An 18,638-nucleotide genomic window follows, 5' to 3' on the forward strand; every position below is an offset into this window, starting at 1 on the left:
GACCACGCCGTGCCGCTGCCCGCGATCACCGCGTCGCTCTTCGCGCGCTTCGCCTCGCGCCAGGACGACTCCCCCCAGATGAAGATGATCGCCGCACTGCGCAACCAGTTCGGCGGCCACGCCGTCGAGAGCGCCGACGGCGGCAAGTAGTCACCGCCGGATCCCGGTGGCGCCGGCCGTTCCCACGCCGGCGCCGCCGCCCGTCGGCCCACTCCCGACCCACCCCGCACACCGCACCCTCCTGACGCCGAAAGTGGATGAACGACCATGGGCGATCTGCTCCTGCTCCGCCACGGCGAGACCGCGTGGACCCTGACCCGGCAGCACACCAGCCACACCGACCTCCCGCTCACGGCCCACGGCGAGGAGGAGGCCGCCCGCGTCGCCCCCCTGCTCGCCGCCCACGACGTCGGCCTCGTGCTGACCAGCCCGCTGCGCCGCGCCGTGCGCACGGCGGAACTGGCCGGGGCGACCGCCGCCGAGATCGATCCCGACCTGCGCGAATGGGACTACGGCGGCTACGAGGGCATCACCACCGCGGAGATCCAGCGCACCCGCCCGGCATGGAACCTGTGGTCCGACGGAGTGGCCCCCGGGCCCGCCGCCCACCCGGGGGAGAGCCCCCGCGACGTGGGCCGCCGCGCCGACCGGGTGCTCGCCCGCGTCGAGCCGATGCTGCGCGACCCCGCCGCCGGCGATGTGCTCCTCGTGGCCCACGGCCACATCCTGCGCGTCCTCACCGCCCGCCGCCTCGGCCTGCCGGCCTCCGCGGGATCACTGTTCGCCCTGGACACCGGCACCGTCAGCCGGCTCGGCGTCGAGCACGGCCGCCCCGTCATCAAGGCCTGGAACGGCACGGGCACCCCGGCCGCGGCGTAGCCCCGTCGGTCCGCGGGCACCAAGGTCCCGCCGAACGTGGTGTCCCCGGCCCAATGACCGCTCCCGCCACGGCTCCTAGCCTCGAAGGGGCAGCACACGGCACAGCCGGTGCCCCGGCAGCCGTACCGGGAAAGGACCTGCCATGGCGCACACACCCCTGCTGGAGGGACTGCACGTCGTCGACCTCGCGAGCTTCATCGCCGGTCCCGCCGCGGCCACGGTGCTCGGGGACTTCGGCGCCGACGTCGTCAAGGTCGAACCACCGCACGTCGGCGACAGCTACCGCGCGCTCAGCCGCTTCCCGCCGAACCCCCGCGCCGAGGGGGTCAACTACCCCTGGCAGCTGGACAACCGCAACAAGCGCAGCATCGCCCTCGACCTGAAGTCCCCCGAAGCCCGGCCCGTGGTCGAGCGGTTGGCGGTCTGGGCGGACGTGCTGGTGACCAACTTCCCGCCGCGCACCCGGGCCGGGCTGCGCCTGGACTACGACGACCTGGCCCCCCTCAACCCCCGGCTGGTCTACGCCGACGTCACCGGCTTCGGCGAGGAGGGCCCGGACGCGCACCTGCCCGGCTTCGACGCGACCGCCTTCTGGGCGCGCACCGGCCTGATGGACGTGACGCGCGTTCGCGGGGCGCCGCCGGTGATCAACGCGTTCGGCTCGGGCGACCACCCGACGGCGATCACCTTGTTCGCCGGCATCATGACCGCGCTGTACCGGCGGGAGAGGACCGGCGAGGGCGCCCGCGTCACGGCCTCCCTGATCGCCGAGGGCGCCTGGTCCGCGAGCATGTGGCTGCAGGCCGTGCTGGTCGGCGCCAAGGGCCCCCGCCCGTCCGACCGCACCGACCCGCCGAACGCGCTCGCCAATGTGTACCGCACGGCCGACGACCGCTGGCTGCTGCTGGCCTTCGCCAACGAGGACAAGCAGGTCCCGCTCTTCCTCCGGGCCATCGGCCGTCCCGAGGCGGCCCGCAACCCCGACTACGCCGACACACCGAGCCGCCGCCTCCACGCCGCGGAGATCGCCGCCGTGCTGGACAGGACCTTCGCGACCCGTCCCCTGGCGGAGTGGCGCGCGCTGCTCGATGCCGCGGGCCTCACGTACGGGGTCGTGCAGACCTTCGAGGAGTGCGCCCGCGACCCCCAACTGCTCGCCAACCGGGTCCTCGTCCCGATCGAGGACGGCGCCGGCGGGCAGCACCTGACGGTCGACAGCCCGGTGCGGCTGGACCAGGAACCGAAGGTGCCTCCCCGGCCGGCCCCCGATCTGGGCGAGCACACCGATTCCGTGCTCCGCGACCTCGGCTACGACGACGCCGGGATCGCGGGCCTCCGCAAGGCGGCGGCGGTCGACTGAAACGGCGGCGGACGGCGCGGCCCGCACCGCATCCATCCCTCCCAGGCAAGGCCCCACCATGCGCACCCAGGACGTGACCCAGCAGCTCACCACCCCCTTGGACGCCCCGGCCTACCCGCCGGGCCCGTACCGCTTCACCGACCGGGAGTACCTCGACATCACCTACCGCACGGACCCCGAGGCCCTGGAACGGCTCGTGCCCGCACCCCTGCGGGTCGCCGACCCGACGGTGCGGTTCGAGTTCATGAGGATGCCCGACACCACCGGCCTCGGGGACTACGCCGAGTCCGGCCAGGTGCTCTCCGTGGAGTACGAGGGCGAACGGGGCGAGTACGTCTCCGCGATGTACGTCGACAGCCTCCCGGCCATCGCCAGCGGCCGTGAACTCAGCGCCTACCCGAAGAAGCTCGGCGCCCCGCGGCTGACCGTCGACTCCGACACCCTGGTCGGCACCCTCGACTACGGCTCGCTGCGGGTGGCGACGGCCACCATGGGCTACAAGCACGCCCCGCTCGCCGCGGACCGGGCACGCGACGAGGTCTGCCGACCCACCTTCATGCTGAAGATCCTCCGCGGCTACACCGGCAGGCCGCGCATCTGCGAACTGGTCAGGTTCCAGGTCACGGACATCACCGTCAAGGGCTCCTGGACCGGTCCCGCCCGGCTGCAGCTCTTCCAGCACGCCCTGGCGCCGGTGGCGGACCTCCCGGTCCTCGAAGTCCTCTCCGCCGGCCACATCCTGACCGACCTCACCCTGCCGCCCGCCGAGGTCGTCCACGACTACCTCGCGTGACTTCCCCCGAGGACCACCGCGCCCAGGTGCTCCACGGCGAGCAGCGCGACGTCCAGATCGGTGCGCCCTTCCTGGACGGTGTGCCCCATGGCCTCCTCGGCCTTGCGGATCCGGTACTGCACGGTGTTCTTGTGCAGGATCTGGCGTGCGGCGGTGGCAGTGTGACTGCAACCGGTGGCCAGGAAGACGCGCAGTGTCTCCCGCAGCCGCGAGGCGTGCTCGTCGTCGGCGGCGAGCGGCCCCAGGACCCCCCTGACCCAGGCGCCCAGGGCGTCGACGTCCCCGCACATCAAGGCGATCGGCGCGACCCGGTCGTAGGCCGTGAACCGGCAGGCGGACCGTGCGGTCGTGGCGAGTTCCTGCGCGCGCAGGGCCTGCCGGTGGGTGCGGCGGAAGCCCTCGACGCCCTGCTCCACACCTCCGGCGCAGACCCGCACGGCGGGATCGGCGTCCTCCACCAGGTCCGACAGCCGCTCCCAGGGGACCTGGCGGCGCGGGCCCAGCGGCAGCCAGGCCCAGGCGAGGACTTCGTCCTGGGGGACGAAGAGCGGGCCGGCGGCGCAGCCCAGGCCCCGGGCGATTTCGGCGGTGAACCGGCCGAGCCGGGCCGGCGCGGCACCGTCGCGGCCGGGTGCGGGGAGCCAGGCCACCAGCCCCAGGTGGTGCTGGGCCAGCGGGTAGCCGGGGGCCGGCTCCGCCCGGCCGGGATCGGCGTCCTCCTCCGCGAGGACGTCCCGGACCCGTGCGGCGAGCCCGGCGGTCCCGTTCAGCAGCCAGAGGTCCCGTTCCCGCCGGTGGACCTCGGTGACGCGCTCGGTGACGCGGTCGACCCAGTCGAAGCTCACCGCCAGCATGCGGGCGGTCGTCGCGGCGGACAACTCCTCGTCCGGCGACCGGTGGTGGAGCTCGTCGAGACACCGCTGCAGGAACCGCCCGTGCATGATGCGGAAGGCCCTGATCAGCGCGGTGACCGGGACGTCGCGCTGCGCCAGCCGCCGCGCGTACTCCCGGGCCGCCGCGGGTTCCCCGGCGGTGTCCGGCGGAATGCCGTTCTCGAAGACGTCCAGCAGGGTCGCGGCACTCTCCGAGACAGCGGCGTGCAGGAGCCTCAGAAGGGTCCCGTCGCAGCCGAGTTGCGGCAGTTCCGCGACCACGTGGTCCCGGATGCCGCGACTGACGTCCGGCAGGCGCGGCCTCATGTGCGCCGCGGTCAGGGAGAGTTGCTTCGCGGCCTCGGGAGCGCTCCCCGTCGTGTCCATGCGCGTCCGCCGCCGTCGCCCTACCGCCTGCCCGCCCCGGCCGGAGGGGCGATCTGCTGTTTGAGGACCTTTCCGGTGGGCCCCTTCGGCAGCGAGTCCACCATCCAGATCCTTCGCGGGTACTTGTACGCGGCGACCCGGCCCTTGACGTACTCCTGCAGTTCCCCGGCCGTGGCGTGGGCTCCCGGCGCGAGGACGACCGCCGCGCCGACCTCCTCGCCGAGATCGGTATCGGGCAGCCCCACGACCGCCGCTTCCGAGACCGCCGGATGCGTGTACAGCACGGCCTCGATCTCCCGCGGGTACACGTTGTTCCCGCCGCGGATGATGACGTCCTTCTGCCGCCCCACGATCCAGAAGTAGCCGTCCTCGTCGACCCGGCCGAGGTCGCCGGTGTGGAGCCGGCCGCCGCGGATGGCGGCCGCGGTGTCCTCGGGGCGCCGCCAGTAGCCCTTCATCACGTTGTGACCGCTGATCACGATCTCGCCGGTCTCCCCGCACGGCACTTCCTCGCCCTTGCCGTCGACCACCTGCATCCGGACGCCCGGCGCCGGGATGCCGACGGAACCCGGCTTGTGCGCGCCCTGGAGGGGGTTGAACGCGGCGACGGGCGAGGTCTCCGACATGCCGTACCCCTCGAGCACCGCGCAGCCGAACGCGGCCTCGAAGTCGCGCAGCACCTGGCCCGGCAACGACGCACCGCCGGAGATGCACAGCCGCAGCCGGGACAGGTCGTAGCTCTCCCTGCCGGGCGGCTGCAGCAGCCTGCGGAAGATCGTCGGCACTCCGGCCAGGACGGTCACCCCGTGCTCGGCGAGGACGGCCAGGGCCGCCTCCGCGCGGAAGTGCTGGACCAGCGTCAGGCAGGCCCCGGCGGTGACGGAGGCGTTGAGCGTGCAGGTCTGCCCGAACGCGTGGAACAGCGGCAGGCCCCCGAAGACCACGTCGTCGGGGCCGAGCCGGATCAGCTCGGCGGCCACGTCGCGGTTGCGGGTCAGGTTGGCATGGGTCAGCTCCGCGCCCTTCGGGTGCCCGGTCGTGCCCGAGGTGTAGAGGATCACCGCGGTGTCGTCCGCGTGCCGGTCGGTCATGTCCCCGGTGGAGGGGCCGGACGCGAGCAGCCCGTCGAACCCGCCGGGTTCGACCACGGCCATCTCGGCCCCGGCCTGCCGGGCACCGGCCCGCGCCTCGCCGGCGACGGCGTGCCACACGAAGAGCAGCCGCGCGCCCGAGTCGCCCAGGTAGTAGGCGACCTCGGGGGACTTGAGCAGCGGGTTCATCGGGACGACGATGCCGCCGGCCCGGAGCGCGCCGAAGTACGCTACGGCGAATTCCGGGGTGTTGGGCAGCATGATCGCGACGCGGTCGCCCGGTGCGACGCCCCGGTCGCGCAGCCGCCGTGCCAGCGCGGCACTGCCCTCGTCGAGGGCGCGGTACGCAACGGTGTCGGACCCGGCGCGCAGTGCCGCGCGGTCCGGGTGGGCGCGGGCGCTGTCCACCAGGTCAGAAGCGAGGTTCATACCGGAACCGCCCTCCAGCGTCGTGCCGCCGCACCGGGCCGCAGACCAACCGGAGCGCGGTGCAGGCGCCGCTCCCTTGTGACGCTACGCCCCGGTGCAGGGCCCGGCCACCGCACCGTGCGGTGACTCAGTTCGCCGGCGGAAGGTCCACCAGCGCCGCCAGGGCGGCCCGGTGGCGGCCGGGCGTACCCAGCGCGATCTCGTCGGCCTTGGCGCGCTTCAGATACAGGTGCGCGGGGTGCTCCCAGGTCATGCCGATGCCGGCGTGCAGCTGGATGCACTCCTCGGCGGCACGCACCGCCACCGGCGCGCAGAACGCCTGCGCCACGGCGACCGCCACCGCCGCCTCCCGGTCGCCGCGCGCGAGCGCGTCGGCGGCGTTGCGGGCGGCGGCACGGGCCTGCACGAGTTCGAGCCACAGGTCCGCGAACCGGTGCTTGAGCGCCTGGAACGAGCCGACCGCGCGGCCGAACTGGTGCCGCTCCTTCAGATACCGCACCGTCTCGTCCAGGCACCACTGCGCGACGCCCAGTTGCTCCGACGCCAGCAGCCCCGCGCCGGTCAGCAGCGCGGCGCGCAGCGCCGCGGCGGCACTCCCGGGACCCGCGACGCGACGGCCCGCAGTCCCGGTGAACGTGATGTCGGCGATGGGCCGGGTCAGGTCGAGCGGTACGGGAACGGATACCTCGACTCCCTCGGCGTCCGCCCGCACCACGTACAGCTCCGGGCCGCCGGGACCCAGCGCGGGCACGAGCAGCAGCCCGGCGGCGGAACCGTCCGCCACGCTGGTCACGCGCCCGGTCAGCACTCCGTCCGCGTCCGCGCGCACCGTCGCGGGGAAGGCCGCGTCCGGCGCGGTGGGCAGGGGCACGGCGAGCGCCGCCGGCTCCGTGCCCTCGGCGAGCCGGGCCGCCACCGCGTCCGCGTCCTCGGTGCCCGCCGCGAGCAGGGCGGACGTCGCCAGCACGGCACTGCCCAGGAACGGAACCGGCGCGACGAAGGCGCCCAGCTCCTCCAGCACCACCGCGGCCTCCCGGGCCGAGGCGCCCTGACCGCCCAGCTTCTCCGGCACCAGCAGCCCCGCGAGGCCCATTTCCCGCGCGAGCGTGCGCCACAGCGCCCCGTCGTGGGACGCGCCGCCGGCGACGTGCGCCAGCACGTCCGCGGGCGCGCACCGGTCCGCGAGCAGCCCGCGCACCGCCGAGCGCAGATCGTCCTCGACGTCGGAGTACAGCAGATCGGAACTCATCGCGGCAGGTCCTTCCACGGGACGTCCTTGTCCGTACGGGGCTCGGAGGGCAGGCCGAGGACCCGCTCGGAGATGATGTTGCGCAGGATCTCGGACGTGCCGCCCTCGATCGAGTTGCCCTTCGCCCGCAGGTAGCGGTAGCCGGCGTCGCGGCCGTAGAAGTCGACGATCTCCGGCCGGGTCATCGTCCAGTCGCCGTAGCGCAGTCCGTCCTCGCCCAGCAGCTCGACCTCCAGCCCGCTGACGCGCTGGTTGAGCGCGGCGAACGCCAGCTTCATGCCCGAGCCCTCGGGGCCGGGCGCGCCCACCGCGAGCTGCTGGCGCAGCCGTTCGCCGGTGAGGCGGGTGACCTCGGCGTCCACCCAGAGCCGCAGCAGGCGGTCGTGCAGGTCCGGCGTGCGCAGCTCCGGCCGCTCCCGCCACGTCGCGGCGACCGTGCCGATCATGCCGCCCTCGCGGGGCAGCGCCGTGCCGCCGATCGCGACCCGCTCGTTCATCAGCGTCGTCTGCGCCACCCGCCAGCCGTCGCCGACGGCACCGAGGCGGTGCGCGTCCGGGATCCGGACGCCGGTGAGGAAGACCTCGTTGAACTCCGCCTCGCCCGTGATCTGGCGCAGCGGCCGCACCTCCACCCCGGAGTCGCTCATGTCGCACACGAAGTAGGTGATGCCTTGGTGCTTAGGGAGGTCCGGGTCGGTGCGGGCGATCAGGATCGCCCAGCGCGCGTTGTGGGCGTTGGACGTCCACACCTTCTGGCCGGACACGATCCAGTCGTCGCCGTCCCTGACCGCCCGGGTGCGCAGGCCCGCGAGGTCGGACCCGGCGCCCGGCTCGCTGAACAGCTGGCACCAGACCTCCTCGCCGGTCCACAGCGGGCGCAGGAAGCGGGACTTCTGCTCCTCGGTGCCGTAGCGGAGGACGGTCGGGGCCGCCATTCCCAGGCCGATGCCGATGCGGCGGGGCTCGTTGTCCGGCGCCCCTGCGGCCGCCAGCTCCGCGTCCACCACGGCCTGCAGCGCACGGGGCGCGCCGAGCCCGCCGAGGCCCTCCGGGTAGTGCACCCACGCCAGCCCGGCGTCGAACCGGGCCCGCAGGAAGTCCGGGCGGTCGGTCGCCGCGGGATCGTACGAGGCGAGCAGCGTGCGCACGCGTTCGCGCAGCTCCTCGGGGGTGAGCGTCATGCGGTGCGTACCTCCGCGGTCGCGGTTCACTAAGCAAGCGCTTGGAAAGTAACCCACCGGGGCCTCTGGCGTCACCCCCTGGGGCTCCTTTTCCCCACCCTCCCTCCCGTGTGCCCGGCACGGTGAGTGCGGGCCCTGCGCTGCGTGCGTTGTGGGGTCGGCGCCGCTCCGGAGTCCTCCCCCAACCTTCGGCCGGGGGGACCCCCACGGCGCTCGCGGTGTGCCCCCACATCGTTCGGCATCGACCACGCAGTCTCCGCTCGTCCCTCCCCCAGCTACCGCTGGGAGGTGCCCCCAGCGGGCGGACCCCGGCGCACCCCCTCCCGGGGCCGTTGGGGCGACTGACGGCCGGTGGGGTGTCTGTGGGCGGTGACGGCGGAGCAGGTCGTTGGCGCGGCGCCAACGGGTGCCCGAGCACGGTGCCGTCCATACCCACCCACCGGGGATCAGGCGCGAGAGCTCACGGAGGGGGCGGGGTCGTAGGGGTGGCGTTCTGGACACTGGAGCATATTTGGGTGCACAACCCGGAGCGATCAATGCGAGTACCTGAGGCACCTAAATGTGCTGTCCAGAATGGCAGCCCCGGAGGGCCCGCACCCGGCCCCCACACAAGGCGCGTCGGGGTACCTGACTTCACAGGGCACACGGGCGGGAGGGCGGGGAAAAAACCCGGATCAGCGAAGCGCAGCGCTACGCGTGGGCCGCAACCCCGGAAGGGGACCGCAGGCCGCGTGAGGGGCCCTGACAGCCCTGCGCGGCGGCGATCCCGAGCGCCACGAGCAGCGTGACCGTCACGAACACGACGAGCCGCTGCCGCAGCAGTCGCCGGTCCGGGCCGCCGGGACGGCGGTTCGCCGGGGTGCGGCCGGAAGGGGTCCGGGCGGGCGTGCGGGCAGGGGTCCGCGGACCGGGGGCGGGCGTCCCCGGGGCCGTGCGCCGCTCCGTCTGCTGGTCGGCGTACGCCTGCGCCCGCGGGCCCGTGGGCCGCTCGGGGCGGGGGCCCGCCGCCTTGGGCACGATGTCCCGCCGGCCCGGACCGTGCCCGCGGGCCTCGCGGGCGGCGATCTCGGCGAGCCGCTCGGAGAGCCGCACCGTGCTGGGCCGTGCCTCCGGATCCTTCGTCAGGCAGGCGTGGACCAGGGGGGCGAGCGAGTCCGGGACGCCCGCGAGGTCCGGCTCCTCGTGGACGACGCGGTAGAGCATGACCTCCGAACTGCCCTGCCCGAAGGGCGAGTCGCCCGTGGCGGCGTAGGCCAGCGTCGCGCCGAAGGCGAAGACGTCCGTCGCGGGGGTGACGGCGGCCCCGCGGACCTGCTCCGGGGCGAGGAAGCCCGGGGAGCCGACCGCCGTGCCCACGTGGGTGAGCGTGCTTGCGCCGGTCGACCAGGCGATGCCGAAGTCGATGATGCGCGGACCCTTGGGCGACAGCAGGATGTTGGAGGGCTTCAGGTCGCGGTGGACGACCCCGGCCTCGTGCACGGCGACCAGGCCCTCGGCCAGGGCCGCGCCGATCGAGGCGACCTCGGCGGCCGGCAGGATGCCGTCGCGGGCGACCTTGTCGTGGAGGGAGGGGCCGGGCACGTACTGCGTGGCGAACCAGGGGCGTTCGGCCTCCAGGTCCGCGGCCACCAGCCGCGCCGTGCAGCCGCCGCGGATGCGCCGGGCGGCGGAGACCTCGCGGGCGAAGCGGGAGCGGAACTCCTGGTCCTCGGCGAGCTCGGGGCGGATCACCTTGAGCGCGACGCGCTGGCCGCGCTTGTCGGCGCCCAGGTACACCACCCCCATGCCGCCCGCGCCGAGTCTCCGGTGCAGCCGGAACGAGCCGACGACACGCGGGTCCTCGCGCCGGAGCCGCATCATCGTCATGTCGTCCATCCCCGCTGCCTGCCCGGCCAGTCTGACGTCGACAGCTTACGGACTGACAGAGCGTCGCGCCGCGAGGCCGCGCCCGCGCCGGACGGGGGATTGTCAGTGCCGGGTGGGATCCTTGAAGAGTGGGGAACGGTCCGGCCGATCCGGGGCCGGATTTTCTTCATGCCGTCAACAATCCATCGGGCAAGGGGGATTGACGCCATGAAAGGTGATCGTGTGGAGATCGTCGTGGACGCGGGGGACACGACCAGGACGTACGAAGTGGTGGCCACCAGGGCAGGTCGCAGGGTCGAGACGGCAGTGCGCCGAGGGGTGGTGGAAGTGAGCGAAGTCACCCGGTCCGGCTCGGTCGTGCGGACCGCGCGCTTCATGGCGACGCGGGTCCTCGCGCTGGTGGAGCAGCCCGTACCCAGGGACGACACCGAGGAGGGCGACGGGGACTGACCGCCCCGCCGCGCCCGTCCCCGGGACATCCCCTCGGGGATGTCCCGGGGCAACCGGCCGTCACCTCCACCCACGGGAGTACGCCAGGCGACGCGGAGTCATCCTGGGGGAGGCCGGAGAAGGGGTACGAAGGCATGACGACCCGCCCCGGGACGCCCGCCTAGTGTTGAGGTCAAGCGGCGGGCGGAGCACTCGTCCCCCGAGGTCAAACGCCCGCCGCCCTGAACATCACCACAAGGATGCACGACCACGGGACCCAGGAGAGGGCCATGGCGAACACGGTGAGCCGCCCGGTGCGGCCGGGGCGCGGCAGCAGGATCGCCGCCTTCGGCATACGTCCGTCCGGCACCCGGCACCCTCTGGTGGCGGTGGCCATGGCCCTGCCGCTGGCGGTGCTGCTCGCGGTGGTCTTCGGGGGCTGGGACGCGGTCGTCACACAGGCGTCGTCCGTAGCCGGTCTGATGGGGCGCTGACAGATCGCTCCGAGGGTCCGGAAGAGCGGTCCGGACCAGCGACAGCCGGTGAAGTAACCCCGTGGGGACGGGGGTCCGGCGGACGGCATGAGTGCCCGGGTACCTGTGGCGGTACCCGGGCATCTTCTTCAGGTTCTTCAGGTTCTTCCGGCATTGCCACCGCGCGGCGCGCTGCCGCACAGTGGGCCGGTGAAACCAGCAGTGGGGGAGTCGTTGACCAGCAGTGCACCGCCGCTGACGCGCGCCTTGGGGGCGGTCGCGGCAGCGGCCTCGGGGATTCCCGGCCCGGCGCGTCCGCCGGAGCCCGCCGTGCTGGCCGAGCGCGCCGAGTCCACGGTCGTGCGCAGCGGCGACCTGGTCGCCAAGGCCCACGCGGGCGACACCGACCCCGACGCGCTCTCCGTACGGCTGCGCGTGGCCGCGCATCCGCTGCTCGACGGCATCCTGCTGCCCCCGGCGGCGCTGCCCGGCCGTGACGGGGCCCTGAGCGCGCCCGTACAGGGCCGCACGGTGACGCTGTGGCCCTACGGCCGCCCCGTCGACCCCGACGAGACGGACGTCGCGCCCTGGCAGGACGCGGGCACGCTGCTCGCCCGGCTGCACTCGGTCCCGGTCGGCGCGCTGCCCGGCCCGCTGCCGCCCATGCGCGGGCCCGCCAAGGCGGCCCGGGGGGTGGCCCGGATGCTGGCGGCGGGCGCGCCGGAGCCGGCCGTCCTGGCGGCCTGGCGGGGGCTGCCCGCCTGGGCCCGTGACGAGGCACCGCAGCCGCGCGAAGGCGCCGCGCTGTGCCACGGCGACCTCCACCTGGGCCAACTGGTGCGCCACCCCGCGCCGCTGGGCCCGTGGCGGCTGATCGACGTGGACGATCTCGGGCTCGGCCGGCCCGCCTGGGACCTGGCCCGGCCCGCGATGTGGTTCGCGACCGGGCTGCTGGACCCCGCCGACTGGGGCCGCTTCCTCGGCGCGTACCGCGCCGCCGGCGGCCCCGCCGTTCCCGCCGACGGCGATCCGTGGCCGCATCTGGACGTGGCGGCACGGGCGTTGGCGGTGCAGACGGCCGCCATAGCCGTCGCCAAGGCCGCGCGGGAGGGCCGCGCGCTGGACGGAACGGAACAAGCCGTCCTCGACACATGCCGCCGAATCGCGGAAGTAAAGTTCAGTTCAACGCCGGGGGAGAACCCCCGGCCGGTGCGAGCGAGGAGATGAGCCGACGATGCTCTGTCCCAAGTGTCATGGCCAAATGCAGACGTTCAACCGCAGTGGCGTCCAGATCGAGCAGTGCGTCAACTGCCGGGGAATCTTCCTGGACTACGGGGAGCTGGAGGCCCTGACCCGGGTGGAGTCGCAGTTCACCCAGCCCGCTCCGCCGCCGCCCGGTTACCCGCAGGCCTACCCGCAGCAGCACGCCGCTCCGGCCTGGGGCGCGCCGCAGCACGGCGGTCACCACGGGGGCCACCACGGCCACCACAAGCACAGCAGCTGGGCGCACATGCTCTTCTCGTCCTGAGACGACAGAGGGCCGGAGCAAACGCTCCGGCCCTCTGGGGTGGTGGACGATACTGGGATTGAACCAGTGACCTCTTCCGTGTCAGGGAAGCGCTCTCCCGCTGAGCTAATCGTCCTCGGGAACCACGGGTACCTCTGATACCGCGTGCGCGATACTGGGATTGAACCAGTGACCTCTTCCGTGTCAGGGAAGCGCTCTCCCGCTGAGCTAATCGCGCGTGAGGGAAGACCCTCGGGGGCCGGAGCCCCAGTGGACGATACTGGGATTGAACCAGTGACCTCTTCCGTGTCAGGGAAGCGCTCTCCCGCTGAGCTAATCGTCCGAAGAGGTGGAGACGGGATTTGAACCCGTGTAGACGGCTTTGCAGGCCGTTGCCTCGCCTCTCGGCCACTCCACCAGCGCGGGGGCCGGAACCCCCACTTCGAGCGGACGACGAGATTCGAACTCGCGACCCTCACCTTGGCAAGGTGATGCTCTACCAACTGAGCCACGTCCGCAGCGTCTCCCCCGGAGCTCGCACCCGGGCGGGACCTCGGCCGGGGCGCTTCCGCGTCCCGGCGACGAGTTGAACTCTAGCGGAAGACCGCCCCGCCTCCAAAACGCGTTTTCGCAGCGTGCCGGGTCGGTGACCAGCGCATCTGGCCCGCCGGTGCCGACTTACACTCGCATTCACCCTGACGGACCGACCTGGGAAGCCCCGTGCCCGACCTCGCCCCCCTCGCCAGAATCGGCGGCTTTCTCGCCTCCGACCTGCGGGATGTCACCAGCGACCCCGCCGCACTGGACTCCTCCGGCTTCTGGGCGGTCGTCGCCGGCTTCGAGGGCGGAACGGTCTGCGCGCGCTTCGGCACGGTCGTTCCCGATCCCGGACCGGCCCCCCGGCGCGCCGCCGCGCGCTGGCACGGCCCGGCCGCCGGCGCCTGGACGTCCTCCCTGGACCGCGCCGCCTACACCGCCGGAGTGCGCCGCGTGCGGGAGTACATCGCGGCCGGCGACGTCTACCAGGCCAACCTCTGCCGCGTGCTGTCCGCGCCGCTGCCCGACCCGGACGCCGACATCGACGCCCTCGGCGCCGCCCTCGCGCTCGGCAACCCGGCACCGTACGGGGGCACCGTCCGGCTGCCCGGGCACGGCGTGGAGATCGCCACCGCCTCCCCGGAGCTGTTCCTGCGCCGCCGCGGCGGCGTGATCGAGTCCGGGCCGATCAAGGGCACCGGCCGCACCGAGGCCGACCTGCTGCCCAAGGACCACGCCGAGAACGTCATGATCGTGGACCTGGTCCGCAACGACCTCGGACGGGTCTGCGCCACCGGCACGGTCACGGTCCCCGACCTGTGCGTCGTGGAGAAGCACCCCGGCCTGGTCCATCTGGTCTCCACCGTCCGCGGCGAGCTGCGCGAGGGAGCCGGCTGGCCCGACCTGCTGGCCGCCGCCTTCCCGCCCGGTTCCGTCACCGGTGCCCCCAAGTCCAGCGCCCTGCGCATCATCGAGGAGCTGGAGACGGCCCCCCGCGGCCCCTACTGCGGCGGCATCGGCTGGGTCGACGCCGACCGCCGCACCGGCGCCCTCGCGGTCGGCATCCGGACCTTCTGGATCGACCGCACCGCGCCCGGTCCGCCCCAGTTGCGCTTCGGCACCGGCGCCGGCATCACCTGGGGCTCGGACCCCGGGCGCGAGTGGGACGAGACCGAGCTGAAGGCGTCCCGGCTGCTGGCGGTAGCGTCGGGTGTGTACGACTGCGACGACGAGGCGGAGTGACACGGTGAGCACGACGATCTGGGTCAACGGCGCGCTGCGCGAGGCCGACGATGCCCTGGTGTCCGTGATGGACCACGGAATGACCGTGGGCGACGGCGTTTTCGAGACGCTCAAGGCCTCGCGGGGCACGGCCTTCGCCATGGACCGGCACCTGCGGCGCCTGGCCCGCTCGGCGGCGGGCCTGGGCCTGCCCGAGCCCGACCTCGACGCGGTGCGGCACGCGTGCGAGGCGGTCCTGGCCGCCGACCCGGTGCCGCTGGGCCGGCTGCGGATCACCTACACCGGCGGCACTTCGCCGCTGGGCTCCGAACGCGGCACCGCCGGCCCGACCCTCGTGGTCGCCCTCGGCTCGGCGAACCCGCGCCCGGACAGCACGGCCGTCATCACGGTGCCCTGGACGCGCAACGAGAAGGGCGCCCTGGCCGGGCTGAAGACCACGTCCTACGGCGAGAACGTCGTCGCCCTGGCCCGCGCCCACCGCGAGGGCGCCTCGGAGGCCCTGTTCGCCAACACTCAGGGGGCGCTCTGCGAGGGCACCGGCTCCAACGTCTTCGTCGTCGTGGGCGGCAAGCTGCTCACCCCGCCGCTGGCCTCCGGCTGCCTGGCCGGCATCACCCGCGAGCTGGTGGCCGACTGGGCCGGGGCCGAGGAGGCGGACCTGCCGCTGGACGTGCTCGAGCAGGCCGACGAGATCTTCCTGACCTCGACCCTGCGCGACGTGCAGGCCGTCCACCGCACCGACGCCCGTGAACTGCCCGGAACTCCGGGCCCGGTGACCGCCAAGGCGATGCGCGTCTTCGCCGAGCGCGCGGCCGAGAACGTCAACCCGTGACGTGCGGGCGCCGACCGAGTAGAACTCCTGACCATGACGACCACGCTGCGACCCGCGGAGCCCGAACAGACGTGGCGCGGCGGCGTCCGCGCCCGCCGCTACCACATCTGCGTCAACGGCCGCCCCGTGGGGGAGACGACGCTGTGCACGGACGCCCGGTTTGGCCCGGAGACCGGTCGCATCGTGGCCCTGCGGATCGAGCACGGCCAGCAGCGCCGGGGCCGCGGTACGGTCGCCGCCCTCGCCGCCGAGGAGGTGCTGCGGGACTGGGGCTGCCGCCGGATCGAGGTCACCGTCCGGTCCGGTGAGACCGCCGCATTCCGGCTGGCCAGGACCCTCGGGTACTCGGAGCGGAACCGGAACATGCTCAAGGCGCTCCCCGACGCGCCGCCCGCGCTGCCGGAGGGCAGCGAGCCGCGGGCGATGACCGAGGCGGACTTCCCGGCGTGGCTGGCCCGGATGCAGGACGACTATGTGCGCAGCTGGACCCTGCGCGGCGTCCCCGAGGCGCAGGCCCGCGCCAAGGCCGAGGCCGACCACCGCTCCGCGCTGCCGGAGGGCCTGGCGACCCCCGGCATCGTGCTGCGGGTCCTCCGCGTCGGCGGCGAGGACGTCGGCGACCTGTGGGTGGGCCGCCGGGCCACGGACGACGGCGAGCCGGCCGGCTACGTCTACGACGTCCATGTGGCCGAGGCCCACCGCGGCCGCGGCCACGGGCGCACCCTGATGCTCGCCGCCGAGGGCGCCTGCGTCGCCGACGGGCTGCACTGGCTCGGCCTCAACGTCTTCGCCGGCAACGATCCCGCGCTGCGGCTGTACGAGTCGCTGGGCTACCGCACCACGCAGGTCCACTTCGCCAAACCGCTGCTCTGACAGCGGCGGCCGCGCCCCTACCGCCCGAGCAGCCGGTCGGCCACCGCCTCGACGCGCTCGCGCAGCCCCTCCTGGCTCTTCCCGCCGTCGAACCGCTCCCCGCCGATGACGTAGGTGGGGGTCCCGGTCACGCCGATCGCCTTGCCCTCCGCGTGGTCCGCGTCGACGATCAGCAGGTGGCGGCCGTCGACGAGCGCGGTGTCGAACTCCTCCGCGTCCAGCCCCAGCTCCGCCGCGATGTCCACGAGCAGCGGCTCCCCCCGGCTGCCGAGCTCCTCCGTGCGCGCGAGGACGGCCTCGGCGTACTCCCATCCGCGGCCCTGCGCGAACGCCTCCTCGGCGGCCTGGGCGGCGGCGTAGGAGTGCTTGTGCTTCTCCAGCGGGAAGTGGCGGAGCTGGATCTCCAGGGCGTCGCCGTAGGTCTCCCGCAGCGTGCGGAGGTCGGTCAGGGCGGCGGCGCAGTCGGGGCACTGGAGTTCGCACCAGAACTCCAGGAAAGCGGTGCCGGGGGTCGCTTGGTTCATGGGGCCAGTCTCCCACCGGGGGAGGAGGCGTCCCGGAGATCACCCTGACGTTGCCCGCGGACCATGGCCCGGCAGGGCCGTACAGGTGCACGATGGAGGCATAAGTCCCCTTCGGAGGAGCTGCGCATGCTGACCTCGACCGTGTGTGTGGCGCTGTCCGCGGCGGGCCTCGCCATCGCGGTGCTCACCGCGTACCGCCGCAGGTTCTCCCGGGCGGTGCGCATCGCCGCGGTGGCGCTGCTGCCCGTCGGGTTCTGGATGACGGGCCTGGCCACCCTGGGCGGCAAGGTGGTCGCCGCCGTCGGTGACTGGACGGCCGGCCTGGTCTTCAAGCCCTCGGTGTGGGCGGGGTTCGGCGTCCTCGCGCTGGCCGTCGTGCTCTACGCGGTGGGCCGGATCGCCGGACGGCGCGGAGTCGCGCCCGAGCGGCGAGGGACGCCCGCGGCCGTGCCCGGCGCGAGTGCTCCGGCGCTCGGCGCGGGTCGGCGGCCGGAAGTACGGCCGGAGTCCAAGAAGGCCAAGGAGAAGATCAGAACCGATCCCGACCTGGCCGAATTCGGTGAGATCGAGGAGATCCTCAAGCGCCGGGGCATCTGAGCGGCGTGTTGGTCGCGGGGGCCGTCGGCACTGCGCCATCATCGCGGTGGTGCAAACCCCAACTACCGCCCCCAGGGCGTTAGTTGGCGTGCCCCGGGGCGTACGGTTGTGCGAGTTCGTGCCCCTGCCGAACGTCCCACGACCTTGTAAGGCCATGGAACTCGAAAACGACGAGCCGCGCGGTTGCCTCTTCGCGCTCTCCCAGCCGCCGCTGATGCTGTTCCTGACCGTCATCGGCGGCCTGCTCGGCCTCGGCGGGCTCTACGACCTCTGGCCGTTCTGAGCCGGGACCGCCACCGCCTCGCGGCGCCGCGCCCGGTAGGCCGCCACATGCAGCCGGTTGCCGCAGGTGCGGCTGTCGCAGTAGCGGCGGGAGCGGTTGCGGGACAGGTCCACGAAGGCGCGGCGGCAGTCGGGTGCGTCGCAGTGGCGCAGCCGCTCGCGCTCGCCGGCCACGAGGATGAACGCCAGGGCCATGCCGCAGTCCGCGGCGAGATGGTGCGCCAGCGACGCCCCGGGCGCGAAGTAGTGCACGTGCCAGTCGTAGCCGTCGTGGTCCGTCAGACGGGGAGTGGTGCCCGCCTCGGCGACCAGCGCGTTGACCACCGCGGCCGCCGCCGGCGTGCTCGGGGCGGTGAACGTCTGCGCGAAGAGGCCGCGTATCCTGCGGACGGCCAGCAGGTCCTGCTCGTCGAGCGTGTTCACTTCGCTGATCTCGTTGCGCTCCACGAAGGCCTGCAGCGCCGTGAGATCGGGGAGACCCTCCCGGCCGTCGCTCTCCGGCGTGGTGTTGATCAGGTCCACCACGCAGTCGAGCGCGCACCTGGTGTCATGGTTGATCAGCACGGAATCGCTCTCTCCCTGGCCTTGTGGGGCGGGCGTTCCGGTGACTGTAGCGCGAGAGCCGCCGTCGTGGAGCGGCACGGCTCCGCGGCGGCGGCTTCGGCGGGTCGGGTCCGCGCCGTACCCCCGAGATGCGTACGGCAGCGGACGGTCGGCGGACTCAGCTCTCGGCGAGGATGTGCGAGAGCTCGGTGTCCAGATCGAAGTGTCGATGCTCGGTACCGGGCGGCACCGCGGCGTCGGTCCGCTTGAGGAACGACTCCAGGGCGCGTGCCGGGGCCTCCAGCAGCGCCTCCCCCTCGGGAGAGCTGAGGGCGATGCAGACGACGCCCTGACCGTGACTGCGGGACGGCCAGACCCGGACGTCGCCGGTACCGGTGGGCCGGTGCAGCCCTTCGGCGAGCAGGTCGCGGGCGAAGACCCATTCGACCGTCTCCTCGGCACCGGTGTGGAAAGTGGCGTGCACGGCGTAGGGATCGGCCGTGTCGTACCGCAAGCCCGCGGGCACGGGCAGTGACGATTCGCTCGACACAACGAGGCGCAGGTGCAGCTCGCAGCTGACCGTGGTGTTCATAAGCGCCAGGGCCTTTCGCTCAGTGTGCGCTCGGGGATTCGCACGTCGGCGAAATCGACATGCCACCTGCGGGGACGTTGTAAACCCCTCTGACGGGTTT

20 protein-coding genes, 5 tRNA genes and 1 pseudogene are annotated in these 18,638 nt (G+C 73.6%); 13 read left to right on the top strand and 13 right to left on the bottom strand.

Features of this window, described 5'->3' with window-relative positions; all coding sequences use genetic code 11:
* The 4 genes and pseudogenes from ACIP64_RS32955 to ACIP64_RS32970 all read left to right on the top strand — a co-directional run.
* Window positions 1-150: pseudogene (locus tag ACIP64_RS32955) on the top strand (6-phosphogluconate dehydrogenase); the annotation flags it as partial.
* 117 nt (window positions 151-267) lie between these two features.
* Window positions 268-879, top strand: a complete 612-nt coding sequence (locus ACIP64_RS32960; RefSeq protein WP_401594035.1) for a histidine phosphatase family protein — start codon at window positions 268-270, stop codon at window positions 877-879.
* Between the two features lie 142 nt (window positions 880-1,021).
* Window positions 1,022-2,239 carry a CaiB/BaiF CoA transferase family protein gene (locus ACIP64_RS32965; RefSeq protein WP_401594038.1) on the top strand — a complete coding sequence of 406 codons (1,218 nt, stop codon included), beginning with the start codon at window positions 1,022-1,024 and terminating at the stop codon, window positions 2,237-2,239.
* 58 nt (window positions 2,240-2,297) lie between these two features.
* A complete protein-coding gene (locus ACIP64_RS32970) occupies window positions 2,298-3,032 on the top strand; it encodes an acetoacetate decarboxylase (protein WP_401594040.1) in 735 nt (244 codons plus the stop codon).
* Here the strand turns inward: ACIP64_RS32970 and ACIP64_RS32975 are convergent.
* From ACIP64_RS32975 to ACIP64_RS32995, 5 genes are all read right to left on the bottom strand, one after another.
* Window positions 3,020-4,291, bottom strand: a complete 1,272-nt coding sequence (locus tag ACIP64_RS32975) for a PucR family transcriptional regulator (protein WP_401594042.1) — start codon at window positions 4,289-4,291, stop codon at window positions 3,020-3,022. The two genes, ACIP64_RS32970 and ACIP64_RS32975, sit on opposite strands and share 13 nt — an antisense overlap.
* 20 nt (window positions 4,292-4,311) lie before the next feature.
* Window positions 4,312-5,811 (bottom strand): long-chain fatty acid--CoA ligase, encoded by a 1,500-nt coding sequence (locus tag ACIP64_RS32980; RefSeq protein ID WP_401594044.1) that lies wholly within the window; start codon window positions 5,809-5,811, stop codon window positions 4,312-4,314.
* Window positions 5,812-5,938: 127 nt separating this feature from the next.
* Window positions 5,939-7,060 (bottom strand): acyl-CoA dehydrogenase family protein, encoded by a 1,122-nt coding sequence (locus ACIP64_RS32985; protein WP_401594047.1) that lies wholly within the window; start codon window positions 7,058-7,060, stop codon window positions 5,939-5,941.
* Entirely contained in the window at window positions 7,057-8,241 is a 1,185-nt protein-coding gene (locus ACIP64_RS32990) for an acyl-CoA dehydrogenase family protein (RefSeq protein ID WP_401594050.1), read from the bottom strand. Before ACIP64_RS32990 ends, ACIP64_RS32985 begins: the two co-directional genes overlap by 4 nt.
* Before the next feature lie 690 nt (window positions 8,242-8,931).
* The gene (locus ACIP64_RS32995; RefSeq protein WP_401594346.1) at window positions 8,932-10,107 is read right to left on the bottom strand and encodes a protein kinase; all 1,176 of its coding nucleotides are present in this window, start codon (window positions 10,105-10,107) and stop codon (window positions 8,932-8,934) included.
* Between the two features lie 207 nt (window positions 10,108-10,314).
* Between ACIP64_RS32995 and ACIP64_RS33000 the strand changes: the two genes are divergently transcribed.
* From ACIP64_RS33000 to ACIP64_RS33015, 4 genes are all read left to right on the top strand, one after another.
* Window positions 10,315-10,557, top strand: coding sequence for a hypothetical protein (locus ACIP64_RS33000; protein WP_360917241.1), 243 nt, complete (start codon window positions 10,315-10,317; stop codon window positions 10,555-10,557).
* A 269-nt stretch (window positions 10,558-10,826) separates the two neighbouring features.
* Complete coding sequence (locus tag ACIP64_RS33005) at window positions 10,827-11,030, top strand: hypothetical protein (protein WP_360917238.1); 204 nt, start codon at window positions 10,827-10,829, stop codon at window positions 11,028-11,030.
* A gap of 213 nt (window positions 11,031-11,243) precedes the next feature.
* Window positions 11,244-12,236 carry a phosphotransferase enzyme family protein gene (locus ACIP64_RS33010; RefSeq protein ID WP_401594349.1) on the top strand — a complete coding sequence of 331 codons (993 nt, stop codon included), beginning with the start codon at window positions 11,244-11,246 and terminating at the stop codon, window positions 12,234-12,236.
* A 7-nt stretch (window positions 12,237-12,243) separates the two neighbouring features.
* Window positions 12,244-12,537 (top strand): zf-TFIIB domain-containing protein, encoded by a 294-nt coding sequence (locus ACIP64_RS33015; protein WP_401594053.1) that lies wholly within the window; start codon window positions 12,244-12,246, stop codon window positions 12,535-12,537.
* A 40-nt stretch (window positions 12,538-12,577) separates the two neighbouring features.
* Here ACIP64_RS33015 and ACIP64_RS33020 read toward each other — a convergent pair.
* The 5 genes from ACIP64_RS33020 to ACIP64_RS33040 all read right to left on the bottom strand — a co-directional run bounded on the left by ACIP64_RS33020 (window position 12,578) and on the right by ACIP64_RS33040 (window position 13,034).
* Window positions 12,578-12,652, bottom strand: a tRNA-Val gene (locus tag ACIP64_RS33020).
* 30 nt (window positions 12,653-12,682) lie between these two features.
* Window positions 12,683-12,754 (bottom strand) — tRNA-Val (locus ACIP64_RS33025).
* Window positions 12,755-12,787: 33 nt separating this feature from the next.
* Window positions 12,788-12,859 (bottom strand) — tRNA-Val (locus ACIP64_RS33030).
* A gap of 4 nt (window positions 12,860-12,863) precedes the next feature.
* A tRNA-Cys gene (locus tag ACIP64_RS33035) sits at window positions 12,864-12,934 on the bottom strand.
* Between the two features lie 27 nt (window positions 12,935-12,961).
* Window positions 12,962-13,034 (bottom strand) — tRNA-Gly (locus ACIP64_RS33040).
* 202 nt (window positions 13,035-13,236) lie between these two features.
* On the opposite strand from ACIP64_RS33040, the gene ACIP64_RS33045 reads away from it, so the two are divergent.
* From ACIP64_RS33045 to ACIP64_RS33055, 3 genes are all read left to right on the top strand, one after another.
* Complete coding sequence (locus tag ACIP64_RS33045; RefSeq protein ID WP_401594056.1) at window positions 13,237-14,295, top strand: chorismate-binding protein; 1,059 nt, start codon at window positions 13,237-13,239, stop codon at window positions 14,293-14,295.
* Between the two features lie 67 nt (window positions 14,296-14,362).
* Window positions 14,363-15,127 carry an aminotransferase class IV gene (locus tag ACIP64_RS33050; protein WP_401594352.1) on the top strand — a complete coding sequence of 255 codons (765 nt, stop codon included), beginning with the start codon at window positions 14,363-14,365 and terminating at the stop codon, window positions 15,125-15,127.
* 33 nt (window positions 15,128-15,160) lie between these two features.
* The gene (locus ACIP64_RS33055; RefSeq protein ID WP_401594058.1) at window positions 15,161-16,000 is read left to right on the top strand and encodes a GNAT family N-acetyltransferase; all 840 of its coding nucleotides are present in this window, start codon (window positions 15,161-15,163) and stop codon (window positions 15,998-16,000) included.
* A 17-nt stretch (window positions 16,001-16,017) separates the two neighbouring features.
* Here the strand turns inward: ACIP64_RS33055 and ACIP64_RS33060 are convergent, their stop codons facing one another.
* A complete protein-coding gene (locus ACIP64_RS33060) occupies window positions 16,018-16,524 on the bottom strand; it encodes a DsbA family protein (protein ID WP_401594061.1) in 507 nt (168 codons plus the stop codon).
* Window positions 16,525-16,650: 126 nt separating this feature from the next.
* Between ACIP64_RS33060 and ACIP64_RS33065 the strand changes: the two genes are divergently transcribed.
* Together ACIP64_RS33065 and ACIP64_RS33070 are read left to right on the top strand one after the other, a co-directional pair.
* Window positions 16,651-17,121: a hypothetical protein gene (locus ACIP64_RS33065; protein WP_401594064.1), complete on the top strand. Its 471-nt coding sequence runs from the start codon at window positions 16,651-16,653 to the stop codon at window positions 17,119-17,121.
* A gap of 154 nt (window positions 17,122-17,275) precedes the next feature.
* On the top strand, window positions 17,276-17,404 hold the full coding sequence (locus tag ACIP64_RS33070) for a hypothetical protein (RefSeq protein ID WP_319665437.1): 129 nt from the start codon (window positions 17,276-17,278) through the stop codon (window positions 17,402-17,404).
* Here ACIP64_RS33070 and ACIP64_RS33075 read toward each other — a convergent pair.
* A complete protein-coding gene (locus ACIP64_RS33075) occupies window positions 17,383-17,967 on the bottom strand; it encodes a CGNR zinc finger domain-containing protein (protein WP_401594067.1) in 585 nt (194 codons plus the stop codon). The genes ACIP64_RS33070 and ACIP64_RS33075 overlap by 22 nt on opposite strands.
* 157 nt (window positions 17,968-18,124) lie before the next feature.
* Entirely contained in the window at window positions 18,125-18,538 is a 414-nt protein-coding gene (locus tag ACIP64_RS33080; protein ID WP_003959770.1) for an SsgA family sporulation/cell division regulator, read from the bottom strand.
* Window positions 18,539-18,638 lie beyond the last annotated feature (100 nt).

The sequence above is a fragment of the Streptomyces sp. NPDC088733 genome (assembly GCF_044751185.1).
Taxonomy (GTDB): domain Bacteria; phylum Actinomycetota; class Actinomycetes; order Streptomycetales; family Streptomycetaceae; genus Actinacidiphila.

Excerpts from the sequence above, each read along its gene's own strand:
- ACIP64_RS32960 (WP_401594035.1), top strand. The coding sequence starts at position 268 with ATGGGCGATCTGCTCCTGCTCCGCCACGGCGAGACCGCGTGGACCCTG.
- ACIP64_RS32965 (WP_401594038.1), top strand. The coding sequence starts at position 1,022 with ATGGCGCACACACCCCTGCTGGAGGGACTGCACGTCGTCGACCTCGCG.
- ACIP64_RS32970 (WP_401594040.1), top strand. The coding sequence starts at position 2,298 with ATGCGCACCCAGGACGTGACCCAGCAGCTCACCACCCCCTTGGACGCC.
- ACIP64_RS32975 (WP_401594042.1), bottom strand. The coding sequence starts at position 4,291 with ATGGACACGACGGGGAGCGCTCCCGAGGCCGCGAAGCAACTCTCCCTG.
- ACIP64_RS32980 (WP_401594044.1), bottom strand. The coding sequence starts at position 5,811 with ATGAACCTCGCTTCTGACCTGGTGGACAGCGCCCGCGCCCACCCGGAC.
- ACIP64_RS32985 (WP_401594047.1), bottom strand. The coding sequence starts at position 7,060 with ATGAGTTCCGATCTGCTGTACTCCGACGTCGAGGACGATCTGCGCTCG.
- ACIP64_RS32990 (WP_401594050.1), bottom strand. The coding sequence starts at position 8,241 with ATGACGCTCACCCCCGAGGAGCTGCGCGAACGCGTGCGCACGCTGCTC.
- ACIP64_RS32995 (WP_401594346.1), bottom strand. The coding sequence starts at position 10,107 with ATGACGATGATGCGGCTCCGGCGCGAGGACCCGCGTGTCGTCGGCTCG.
- ACIP64_RS33000 (WP_360917241.1), top strand. The coding sequence starts at position 10,315 with ATGAAAGGTGATCGTGTGGAGATCGTCGTGGACGCGGGGGACACGACC.
- ACIP64_RS33005 (WP_360917238.1), top strand. The coding sequence starts at position 10,827 with ATGGCGAACACGGTGAGCCGCCCGGTGCGGCCGGGGCGCGGCAGCAGG.
- ACIP64_RS33015 (WP_401594053.1), top strand. The coding sequence starts at position 12,244 with ATGCTCTGTCCCAAGTGTCATGGCCAAATGCAGACGTTCAACCGCAGT.
- ACIP64_RS33050 (WP_401594352.1), top strand. The coding sequence starts at position 14,363 with ATGGACCACGGAATGACCGTGGGCGACGGCGTTTTCGAGACGCTCAAG.
- ACIP64_RS33055 (WP_401594058.1), top strand. The coding sequence starts at position 15,161 with ATGACGACCACGCTGCGACCCGCGGAGCCCGAACAGACGTGGCGCGGC.
- ACIP64_RS33060 (WP_401594061.1), bottom strand. The coding sequence starts at position 16,524 with ATGAACCAAGCGACCCCCGGCACCGCTTTCCTGGAGTTCTGGTGCGAA.
- ACIP64_RS33065 (WP_401594064.1), top strand. The coding sequence starts at position 16,651 with ATGCTGACCTCGACCGTGTGTGTGGCGCTGTCCGCGGCGGGCCTCGCC.
- ACIP64_RS33070 (WP_319665437.1), top strand. The coding sequence starts at position 17,276 with ATGGAACTCGAAAACGACGAGCCGCGCGGTTGCCTCTTCGCGCTCTCC.
- ACIP64_RS33080 (WP_003959770.1), bottom strand. The coding sequence starts at position 18,538 with ATGAACACCACGGTCAGCTGCGAGCTGCACCTGCGCCTCGTTGTGTCG.